This window comes from Empedobacter sp. UBA2044 (assembly GCF_002333005.1).
In the GTDB taxonomy this organism is placed as follows: domain Bacteria; phylum Bacteroidota; class Bacteroidia; order Flavobacteriales; family Weeksellaceae; genus Empedobacter; species Empedobacter falsenii_B.
Genome location: NZ_DDBA01000068.1, coordinates 30,163 through 41,745 on the forward strand (window position 1 = coordinate 30,163; position 11,583 = coordinate 41,745).

General features: G+C 29.4%; 7 protein-coding genes. 4 read left to right on the forward strand and 3 right to left on the reverse strand.

All coding sequences use genetic code 11. From position 1 onward, the window contains the following. Positions 1–18: 18 nt before the first annotated feature. From B4E59_RS12740 to lipB, 3 genes are all read right to left on the reverse strand, one after another. Entirely contained in the window at positions 19–2,949 is a 2,931-nt protein-coding gene (locus tag B4E59_RS12740; protein ID WP_291046557.1) for a SusC/RagA family TonB-linked outer membrane protein, read from the reverse strand. 178 nt (positions 2,950–3,127) lie between these two features. Continuing rightward, positions 3,128–5,845 carry a helix-turn-helix and ligand-binding sensor domain-containing protein gene (locus tag B4E59_RS12745; protein WP_291046554.1) on the reverse strand — a complete coding sequence of 906 codons (2,718 nt, stop codon included), beginning with the start codon at positions 5,843–5,845 and terminating at the stop codon, positions 3,128–3,130. Positions 5,846–5,908: 63 nt separating this feature from the next. Continuing rightward, positions 5,909–6,622 (reverse strand): lipoyl(octanoyl) transferase LipB, encoded by a 714-nt coding sequence (gene lipB, locus B4E59_RS12750; RefSeq protein WP_291053343.1) that lies wholly within the window; start codon positions 6,620–6,622, stop codon positions 5,909–5,911. A 147-nt stretch (positions 6,623–6,769) separates the two neighbouring features. Here lipB and B4E59_RS12755 point away from each other — a divergent pair, with 147 nt between their 5' ends. The 4 genes from B4E59_RS12755 (at position 6,770) to B4E59_RS12770 (ending at position 11,512) form a co-directional block, all read left to right on the forward strand. Beyond that, positions 6,770–7,390, forward strand: coding sequence for a hypothetical protein (locus tag B4E59_RS12755; protein ID WP_125350692.1), 621 nt, complete (start codon positions 6,770–6,772; stop codon positions 7,388–7,390). A gap of 194 nt (positions 7,391–7,584) precedes the next feature. Continuing rightward, positions 7,585–9,753, forward strand: a complete 2,169-nt coding sequence (locus B4E59_RS12760) for a S46 family peptidase (protein ID WP_291053345.1) — start codon at positions 7,585–7,587, stop codon at positions 9,751–9,753. Between the two features lie 145 nt (positions 9,754–9,898). Continuing rightward, the gene (locus tag B4E59_RS12765) at positions 9,899–11,047 is read left to right on the forward strand and encodes an AI-2E family transporter (RefSeq protein ID WP_291053348.1); all 1,149 of its coding nucleotides are present in this window, start codon (positions 9,899–9,901) and stop codon (positions 11,045–11,047) included. Between the two features lie 33 nt (positions 11,048–11,080). Next, a complete protein-coding gene (locus B4E59_RS12770) occupies positions 11,081–11,512 on the forward strand; it encodes a hypothetical protein (RefSeq protein WP_219034573.1) in 432 nt (143 codons plus the stop codon). Positions 11,513–11,583: the final 71 nt, after the last annotated feature.

Here is an 11,583-nt window from a genome sequence, read left to right on the forward strand (position 1 = left end):
TTTTTAAAATTTTCTAGATTAGAATTCTACGTTTAATCCAACTAAAAATGTTCTAACATTTGGATATGCAGAGAAATCCATACCTGTCGTTCCATAAGGACTTCCATCATAACGTTTTCCTTTTACATTATCTAAAGTTAATTCCGGTGTAAATCCTGAATACTTCGTAATCATGAATACATTTTGTGCACTAACATATAATCTTAGGTTTCTGATAAAATCAATTTTATCTCTAAAATTATATCCTATTGTCATGTTACTTAATTTGAAATAATTACCTTTTTCTAAATAGTAAGAAGAAGCAACTTGATCACGCTCCGCTCCTGGATGAGAATTTGTACTACCAGCTCCTGTCCAACGATCGTTAAACATATCAACTGTTATATTTTCCCCTCCTAAACGTGTATTTTTGATACCATTGTAAATCTTGTTACCTCCAGCTCCGTAACCGCTAATCGTTAAATCGAAATTTTTATATTCTAAACTAACATTGATTCCGTAGTTATATTTTGGAATATATGATCCCATGAATTTTTTATCACGATCATCAATAACTCCATCTCCATTTTGGTCTTTGTAGCGTAAATGTCCTGGACGAGCACTTGATAAATGAGCATTGCTATTTATTTCATCTTGTGTTTGCCAAACACCTTCTACTTCATATAACCAGAAAGAACCAAGTGGTTGACCAGCTTCTAAACGTTTTGCAATTTGTCCATTTCCTAAAGAACCTCCTGTCATTCCAGAATATCCTTCTTTCACAGACTTCACTTCATTTTCATTGTAGTTAAAGTTACCACCTATCGAATATCTAAATCCTCCAGCTGTTTCATTACGATAATTCAAAGCAATTTCAAAACCTTGATTTACTACTTTTGCAGCATGGTCATAAAAATCTTTTTCATAAGGAGACGATCCTATTTGTTTAATATTTAAGATGGCATTTTTCGTGGTCTTGTTGTAGTAATCTAAACTTCCTGATAATTTACCTTTCAATAACTCGAAATCTAGACCAGCACTCCATTCATCTACAATTTCCCATGAAATATCATAAGCTGGAGATCCGATATAAGCTCCATAAATTAAATCTTGACCTGGTCCAAAAACATAATTCGCATTATCACTACCTGTTGAAGTAGAAATTGTTGTATAATTGTATGGCACATCTGCATTACCTAAGCGTCCCCAACCTCCGCGAAGTTTTAAGAAAGAAATTACATTACTATCTTTTAAGAACTCTTCGTTAGAAATATTCCAAGCAGCAGAAACTGATGGGAAAGTTCCCCAATATTTTTCGTTTTGTTTAAATTGACTTGAGCCATCTCTACGAATAATTCCAGAAACGTAGTATTTATTTGCGTAATTATATTGTAAACGCGCAAAATAAGAAGCATAAGCAATTGGAGTGTAATTATTTTGATCCATTGCAGCCTTGTATTGTCCAGAAGCATGATGAGCTGACCAATATTGTTCTTTATCAGGAACATCATATACTGTGATATCTGAATATTGACCAATACCCATTTTTTCAGCAGAAACTCCCGCAACAACATTGAACGAATGATCTCCAAATTTGCGATCAAATGTTACAAAATTTTCCCATGACCATCTAAATGTTTCTACATTATTTAGATTTAGAGAGTTATTCATATAAGTTGAACTTGCTGGATTTTTCGCTTTTAAATCTTCAAATTCAGCAGCAGTTCTAATTGGATTACCTGCAATCCATCTTTCTTTAATTGGATTAAATTCTCTGTATTTGTACCAATATTTTGTTCCTCCAGCACGAGAAGTTACAGTTAAACCTTTTGCTAATTTTAGTTCAGCTTCAATATTTCCTTGAAGCGTAGTAGAATTAGCTTTTTGATTATCATAGAATAAAGTAGACATTGGATTACCATGAGAGTTCAAATTACTTGTCACCTCTCCTGGTTTTGCAACGTATGTTACTTCTCCTGTAGTTGTATTAAAAATAGGTAAACCCCATCTTCCGTTATCATATTTTACAGGAACTAATGGTGACTGACGGTAAGCTGTATCAAATGCTCCATATGGTTTAGGAACTTCTCTAGAAAATGTAGCGCTAACGTTTTGTTTAATCTTTAAAACTCCATCAAACAATTTGTAATCGTTGTTACTACGAACAGTTGTTCTTTTGAAGTTATTTCCTTCTAAAATTCCTTTCTCTTCGAAATTATTAATACTGAACATGTAATTAATATTTTCTCCAGCACCAGCCAACGAAACATTATTACTAACTAACTGTCCTGTGGTTAACATTTCATCAAACCAATTCGTGTTATATTGTTGATTTGTAGAAATCAAAGAACCTCCTGTTGCTTTTCTTTGCTCGTTAAAATAAGTTATGTACTGATTAGCATCAGCCATATCTACCATATTCATAGTATTTCTTACTCCAATATATGAATCATAGTTAACTCTTATCTTTCCTGTTTTACCACGTTTAGTTGTTACAACAACAACACCGTTTGCACCACGAACTCCATAAATAGCTGAAGATCCTGCATCTTTTAAAACATCAATTTTTTCAATGTCATTTGGATTAATATTATTAATATTTGGAACAATTAACCCATCCACAACATACAAAGGAGCTTTACCTCCCAAAGCTGTACCCATTCCACGAACCAAAACAGTTGGTGTACCTCCTGGAGTATCCGTATTAATAATATTAACACCAGCTAATTTACCCTGCAAAGACTGCATGGCAGTTGTACTTGCAATTTGCGTAATGTCTTTAGCATTAGCTGATGAAACAGCTGATGTAAGATCTGATTTCTTAACAGTACCATATCCAACCACAACGGCTTGATCTAGTATAATAGAATCACTTTCAAAAGGATCTCCTATCTGTATAGAATCGTTAGTAACTTGGGCATTTACACAGAAAGACCCGAGAATAAATAATGGAAGAAAATATTTTTTCATTCTATTTCAATAAATGGTTATTTCAAAAATAGAATGTTTTAACACTTGATTAACAAGTAATAATTTTAGTTAGAATAATTTTCTAAAAAAATAAAATATATAATACTAAATACCAAATAATTATAAATCATTACATTTACAACATGATGTAGTTATGATGTAATTTATTTTCCGATATTTAAAAATTAATCATATACTTATTTAGGTTTATTTCAGAAGGAATTTGCATTTTTTTGCGTAATCTATATCGTTGTAGTTCTACTGATCGATAATTAAGGTGCATTAAAGGAGCAATCTCTTTGGTTGATAAATTCATTCGAAGGAATACACACAGTTTTAAGTCTTTCGCAGTTAAATTAGAATACTTGTCAGCTAATCTCTTAATAAAATCTTGGTGAATTTCCTGAATATTTAATTCGAAATTTTGCCATTCATTTCTGTTGTAACTATATTCCGAAAACGTTTTCTCAAATTTCTTTTTTAACTTTTTATTGATTTCATTCATTTCCAATTGAGAAAACAATTGATTAATTTCTAGGATCATAGCACGTTGATTAGCTAATTTCAAAGCTTGTCCTGCCAATTCTGTAGATTTTGTTTGTAAAGAAGTTTCTAAATGTTGTTTTTCTTTATGATGATTCAATTCTTTCAACTCTTGTTGATGTTTCATTTCCATCAAATTCAATTCATATTCAAATTGCTTTTGTTTAATTCTGAAACTTTGTTTCAACTTCATTCTGTTATACTTATAAATAGCCAAAATCGATCCAACAATTAATAAAATATAAAATAATATCATCAAATTTGATAAATACCAAATCTTTTTAACCCGAAAATCAAAATGATTCAACTCAACAAAATTTCCATCTTTTAAAGCATAAATTGACAATTGATATGAACCACTTTCTAATTGTTTATAATTAATTATTGGCTGATTAAGTGGTTGAATTTTAGAGTTATTTAATTGATAATATAATTGATAATTCGCAAAATCATCATTCAAAATTGAAACATAAAAATCTATATAATTATTTGAATACTCTATATTAGGTTCATTATTCAAAACCGTTTGATTGATTTTTGCTTTAATTTTAATCTTTGGTAATTCACGACGTATAGATTTTAAATCATATTTCAATAATCCGTTTTCGAGGTTAATATATAAAAACTGATCGTTGATTTTAGCCGTTAAATCGTCATCAACCAATTTTCCATCATACAATTTTTTTGGAATTAAATAATGAATCAATTTATTCTGTTCCACTTTAGAATAATACAGAATATTATCCGCTTCAACTAAATAACGATTCTCCTTTAAATAACGAATTCGATTAATATTCTTTAATTTTGAATCTAAATTCTCATCAGAAAATAAATTTTTATTTATATCATAACGGACTAAATGTTGATCGTCAATCAGTACAAAAACCTTGTTATCTTCGAGAATAGTTTGCGGATTAACTAATTTTTTATGTTGGTAAAATATCTCCTTACCTGTTCTATTTTTAAGATCAAATAAATATAAACCACCATTTTTTCCAGTTCCTAAAATTTTATTTTCGACAATAACAAAATCAATAATAGGAATAGTTAAACTAGAAACTTTAGTAGATTCTTTATGAGAACCTTGTATATATTCATTGATTCCCGTAAAAGATGATTGATATAATTTATTTCCATTTTTGATCAATTTAAAACCTCCATTTGTAGAAGAAATCTTATTCAATAGTCCTGAATAAATGTAAGTTCCCCAACTATCCGAAACATAAATTGTATTATCAATATTTGTTATATTCCAAATTAAACCTTTTTCGAGAACTGAATTTGTTTGGTTTGAAGTATTTGAATAATTATAAAATCCATGATTTGTTCCCAGCAAAATATTATCCTTATAAAAGTCGAACGAAAAAACATTTCCTAAATGACCATTGTAATCATATAAAAGTTGAGTTTTGTTTTTCAATTCTATTTTCGAAATACCTTTGTCCGTTCCAAGCCAAGCATTTCCTTTAGAATCTATTCTTATATTTTGGATTGTATTACTGATTAACCCAGAGTTTTGATTGTAATTTTTGTAAGAATTAGTTTTTAAATCATATACATAAATCCCATTATTTGATGTTCCAATGATTAATTTATCTTCTAATCGAATCATTTTTAACACTAAATAATTCTTTAGCATTTTATTGAATTCCACATTGAACTCTTGTAAACCAGCTGTTTTGTTGTACTTGAAAATTCCTTCTGTTAATGTACCAACTAAATAATCATTATCATATTTTTCTATTCCATGAATTACAATTGATTTACCTTTTTCAATTTCAAATAACGGCTCAAAATGTCCATTATTAAATTCGAAAATACCTTTAGAAATAGTCGCTACTAACATTTTACCTTTCACCAGATAAACGTAAGAAGAAAGCGCAGGTAATTTGTATCGTTTAACTGTTTTACCATCAAATTGAAAAAGATAATTGAACGATTGAAAATAAATAGAACGATTATGATAAAATATTTTCCAGATTTCTTCTTGTTCTAATCCTTCAAAACTTTTGAATTTATCTGAAATTGAAATGTAAACTTTCTTTCCTTCAATCGTTTTCCAATATCCAAAATTATTTAATGCACCTGAATACAATACATTATTCATTGTAAAAACAGAACGTATAATTGTTAAGCTATTTGGCGAATATTTTTCCCAAAAATTACCGTCATATTCTAAGATATTTCTATTGTTCGCAAAATATACTTTTCCTTGCTTGTTATTTTCTGTAATATCCCAAATAGGCGATTCGCCCAAATATTCGCTTTTAGAATAATTCGAAATAATTGGCGCAAACGATTGAGATTTGCTATAAGTGGAAACAAGTAAAAATAGAATAAATAAGCTTCTCATTGTGCAATAAAAAAGACCGTAAAAAAAACGGTCTTTAAAAATAGATTATATTTTTGAATTATCTTATTTAAATTCTACATCAAAAACTTCTGCAAAATGTTTTTTTGTAAACGCTTTCACTTCGTTCATATCTACCTGATGTCCAAGTTCTCTTTCCAATGAAGCAACAGCTTTATCTTGAATTCCACATGGAACGATGTATTCAAAATAACGCAAATCTGTATTCACATTTAGTGCAAAACCATGCATTGTTACCCAACGCGAAGCCTTAACACCCATTGCACAAATTTTTCGAGCAAAAGGTCGACCAACATCCAACCAAACGCCAGTTTCTCCTTGCGAACGCTCACCTTTTAGTCCATATTCGGCAATAGTTTTGATAATAACTTCCTCCAAATTGCGCATATACAAATGAATATCTGGCTTGAAATTATCCAAATCCATAATAGGATAACCAACTAATTGTTGCGGTCCATGATAGGTAATATCTCCACCACGATTCGTTTTCACAAAAGTTGCATTTATTTCATTTAATTTATCACTCGAAGCTAACATATTTTCTAAATGTCCACTTTTCCCAAGCGTGTAAACATGCGGATGTTCTATAAAAAGTAAATGATTTTTAGTGTTTTTAAAATCTGAACTTCCCTCCTTTTCTTGCGCTCTGTTATATTGTTTTACGGCTATATTTTCTGCTAAAAGACTTTCTTGATAATCCCAAATTTCTTGGTAATCTCTGTTAATTCCTAAATCTTGGAATTCGACAATTTGTTTCATTTCACAATGTGTTTCGAATGTCAAATTTACGAAAGAATCAGTTAATAATTAATTTTAGCTTAGCTATTCTTTAAATCGTTTCATCTAACAAAATTGCATATATAAATTGTTTAAAGTAATTTCGAATTCATAAATAATTTATTTTTTATGAAAACAATTCTATTAATCACACTAATGATTAGTTCTCTTGTTATAAACGCTCAAGAATATTCTTTTGCCAAAGATTTTGTTGCTGGAAAAGTTACATTAAATGATCTATCTGAATTAAATGGAGAGCTTAAATGGACTCCAAGTCATGATAGTGACTTAAAATTTAGAAAAACGAAAGATGATAAAGTGATAAAATACAATCCGAATGAAATTATTGGTTTTACAATTGATAAAATGAGTTTTGTCTCTTTAAAAAATCTTGTTGTTTACTCTGATAATTATGCTTTGATAGGACAAACTACGAAAATTAAAGAATCTTTTGCGCAAGTCGTTTCTAAAGGAAAATTTAATATTTACTTAATTACTATAGCAGGGTATAATCCAATTAGTAGAACTAGAGAAGATTATCTCAACTTTATTTTTCAGGATGCAAATAATCTAAACAATAAACTTATTGCTTATCCTTATTTAATCAGAATGAAAGACAAAAAATATGAAAAAGCGAAAGCGGATTTGTATATTTTATTTAAAGACTATCCTGAAGTAATAGAAAAAATCAAAAGTTTTAGTAAAGAAAATAGTTTTTTAGAAATAATAGAAATGATTGGTAAAATTTAATAAATAAAAACATTCAGTCACTTTTAATCACCTATATTGTTGGTTCAATTGATCTTAATAAAATCGAAGTTTATGAATAAATTATTCTTTAAAACCTCACTAATAATAATGGTTTTGAGCATACATTAACGATTGAATAAAAATCTTTATCTTTGGAATTCTAAGAAATCGGTAAACAAAATAATCAAATAAAAATGAAGAAATTATTCGTTAAAGGATCTATTTTAATGGCTTTGTTTGCAAACTTTAGTGTTTTTGCACAACAAGGTGGTGGAATGTGGATTCCAACAGAATTGAATGAAAAGGAAATGAAAGACATGGGATTGAAAATCTCATCAAAAGACATTTTCAGTACTGGAGATAAAAGTATCAACAATGCAGTTGCTCACTTTGGTGGCGGTTGTACATCCGAAGTTATTTCTCCAAATGGTTTATTATTAACTAATCATCACTGTGGTTATGGAGAAATCCAAGCACATTCGTCTTTAGAAAATGATTATTTAACAGATGGTTTTTGGGCAAAAGAGTTGAAAGACGAATTACCAAACGAAGGTTTAACAGCTACTTTTATTGTAGATATTAAAGATGTAACTACTGCAATTTTAGCTGGCGTTAACGATAATATGTCGGAGGAAGATCGTAACAAAATCATCAAGAAAAATATTGAAGATTTTAATGCAAAAACTAAGACAGAATCTTACCGTTCAGTATTTATCAAACCTTTTTACAAAGGAAATAAATATTACCAATTTACGACAGAAACATACAAAGATGTTCGTTTAGTTGGTGCGCCACCTTCTGCAATTGGAAAATATGGAAATGATACAGACAACTGGGTTTGGCCACGTCATACAGGAGATTTCTCGATGTTTAGAATTTATGCAGATAAAAACAACAAACCTGCAGATTATTCACCAAACAATGTTCCGTACAAACCAAAACATTTCTTACCTATTAATATTTCGGGAATTAACGAGAATGATTTCACGTTTGTATATGGTTTCCCAGGTACGACGGACGAATATTTACCAGCTTCTTCTATCCAGCAAATAAAAGATGTAATTGATCCTGCGCGTATCAATGTGCGTACAATTGCGTTATCTCATATCGATAAAAAAATGCGTGAAGACGATGCAACTCGTATCGCTTATGCATCTAAACAAGCGCGTATTTCGAATGCACATAAAAAATGGATTGGTGAAGTTTTAGGATTAAACCGTTCGAAAGCTGTAGAAAAACGTCAACAATACGAGCAAGAATTTATGAATCGTATTGCAAAAAATCCTAAATTAAAAGGTGAATATTCGAATATTATTTCAGATTTAAATCAAGTTAATAAAGCAAATCAAGATTATAATTTAGCGTACACAATGTATTCTGAAACATTTTTCTCAAATTCAGAAACATTCAGAATGGCGTTAACATTGAACAATATTTTGAATTCGGTTGGACAAAAAAATTACGCAGAAACAAAAGCTAAAGCGTTGAATACAGTTGCGTCTATGCACAAGGATTATAATCCAGAATTGGATAAAACAATTTCTTCTGATTTAGCAGATAATTATTTCAAAGTTGTTCCTCAAAATTTATTACCAACTACAACAGCTGCAAATATCAAAACAGCTTTAGGAAATTCGGTAATCAACGGAACGAAAAAAATTAATGGTCAATCTGTTTTAGGAAATATCAAAACTTTGGCTGAAAATGATGCTGAGTTTATCAAAGCCTTAAAAGAAGATGCTTTAATTGCTCAAATTCGTTTAATTTTAGATGCAAATCAAACGAAAGTAACGCCTACATATTTAGCGAATCAAGATAAAATCAACAAGTTGATGCGTACATATATGAAAGCGCAAATGGATGTATTTACAGACAAGAAAATCTTCCCAGATGCAAATTCAACTTTACGTGTAACTTACGGAAAAGTTGATGGTTACCAACCTCGCGATGCGGTTTATTACGAACCTGTAACGCACATGGAAGGTGTAATGGAAAAATATATTCCAGGTGATTATGAGTATGATTTACCAAAACAAATGTTAAGTTTATATGACAAAAAAGATTACGGAAAATACGCGGATAAAAATGGTAAATTGCCTGTAAACTTTATTGCAACAAACCATACAACTGGTGGTAATTCTGGTTCTCCAGCATTGAATGCAAAAGGAGAATTAATCGGATTGAATTTTGACCGTGTTTGGGAAGGAACAATGTCAGATTTAAATTATGATCCAGAGATTTGTCGTAATATTATGGTGGACTCTCGTTACATTTTGTGGGTAGTTGACAAGTATGCTAATGCGCAACGTTTGATTGATGAAATGACCATCGTTGACGAAAACAAAAATGCAAAGAAAAAATAATATTTTTCACTATATTCTGAAAACCACGTTTTTATAACGTGGTTTTTTTATTGAAATATACGTAAGATTCAAATAAAATCTTAAGAAATAAAACTATATTTATACAACTTATCTAAAAAATTGTCAAAATAAAACACTCATAATTATGGAAGTCATAAGAAAATGGCCTTTTTATTTAAAACTAACTTGCACTTTATTGTCAATCATTTGTTTAACATTTATTTCAATAATAGGTAAAGGAATTTTAGTTCCATTAATATTAGGCTTCTTAATTTCAATATTATTAGCACCTGTTTGTGCATTTTTTGAAAGATATTTACTCATTCCGCGTGCTATTTCGAGTATCATTACCACCTTGCTTTTCGCTGCATTTATCTTAGGAATTTTCTATTTGATTGCTATACAAATGGCGGAAATAGCAAATGAATGGCCTACATTTCAGAAACAAATCATAGAAGCTTTTATGAATTTACAAGATTGGATTCATCATACATTTGGTATTAATTCGCATGCGCAAATGGAATATTTGACAAAGAATGTCAAAACCACTATCGAAACGAGTACAATTGTAATCGAAAAAGTAATTTCTATTGTTTCATCGATGGCTGTTACAGTCTTGTTCACTTTTTTATACATTGTTTTCTTGTTGATTTATCGTCGTCATTTAGTAAAATTCTTATATTACGCATTCAATTCAAATACACACGACCAGGTTTATAACGTCATTACATCTATTCAAAAAATGGTCAAACAATATTTGATTGGCTTATTTTTACAAATGTTAGTCGTATCAATTTTATCTTTTATTGCATTTTCTATCCTTGGACTTAAATACAAATTTGTTTTAGCTATTTTAACTGGTGTTCTAAATGTTGTTCCCTATGTAGGAATTGTTATTTCATTAATTATAACGCTAATAATCACATTTGCCACAATGTCAGCTTCAAAATTGTTCTTTGTTTTAATTGCATTTATTGCAATTCATGCAATTGATGGAAATGTAGTGATGCCAAAAATTGTAGGTTCTAAAGTAAAAATTAATTCTTTGATTGTGATTATTGGATTAGTAATTGGAGAAATGACGTGGGGAATTATGGGCATGCTATTATCGATTCCAATACTTGCGTTGATGAAAATTGTTTTTGATAATGTGACTGAATTAAAACCTTGGGGTTATCTTTTGGGTGATGAAGATTCTACAGAAATTGATGATGATTTAAATACATTTTTAGCCAAAAAGAAAGCTAAAAAATCAAAGAAAAAAACAAAGATGTTGGACGAGAATTTGGAATAGTCTGATTTCTATTTTACATAATTATCGCTATTTATGAAATATAATTTATTGTTCATTTTTAGTTTATTGATTTTCAGTATTTCTTGCGAAAAGAAGTTAGAAAAAGAAGTAAATAAAAAATATATGTATAATACGATGTCAATTGATGATAGAAATTTATCTATAAGAATTTATGATTACTCTGATTCAATAGAATTTATAACATGGAAGAATATCAATGATTACACAACAAAATCATTCAAAATTTCTAAGAACGATAAAAAAGCATTGGAAGAGAATATTTATAAAATAGTTACAACTCCATATGAAAATGAAATATTTTGCACAGACTATGTGGGGAAAATAAATATTAGTATGTCCAATCATAATAGCACTTATTCTATTAATCTAAATTCTGTTTGTGATTGGAAAACATTTAATGAAGAAACTAAGAATATTTCTAAAATAATAGATCGTTATAAATAAAATTTTATTTTATCAAATAGGATGAGAAACTGAAATAAATTCAGTTTGACAATACAAAAAAAGTCTATAAC

Coding starts and splice junctions, on each gene's coding strand:
- B4E59_RS12755 (WP_125350692.1), top strand. CDS start 6,770: ATGAAAACAATTCTATTAATCACACTAATGATTAGTTCTCTTGTTATA.
- B4E59_RS12745 (WP_291046554.1), bottom strand. CDS start 5,845: ATGAGAAGCTTATTTATTCTATTTTTACTTGTTTCCACTTATAGCAAA.
- B4E59_RS12740 (WP_291046557.1), bottom strand. CDS start 2,949: ATGAAAAAATATTTTCTTCCATTATTTATTCTCGGGTCTTTCTGTGTA.
- lipB (WP_291053343.1), bottom strand. CDS start 6,622: ATGAAACAAATTGTCGAATTCCAAGATTTAGGAATTAACAGAGATTAC.
- B4E59_RS12765 (WP_291053348.1), top strand. CDS start 9,899: ATGGAAGTCATAAGAAAATGGCCTTTTTATTTAAAACTAACTTGCACT.
- B4E59_RS12770 (WP_219034573.1), top strand. CDS start 11,081: ATGAAATATAATTTATTGTTCATTTTTAGTTTATTGATTTTCAGTATT.
- B4E59_RS12760 (WP_291053345.1), top strand. CDS start 7,585: ATGAAGAAATTATTCGTTAAAGGATCTATTTTAATGGCTTTGTTTGCA.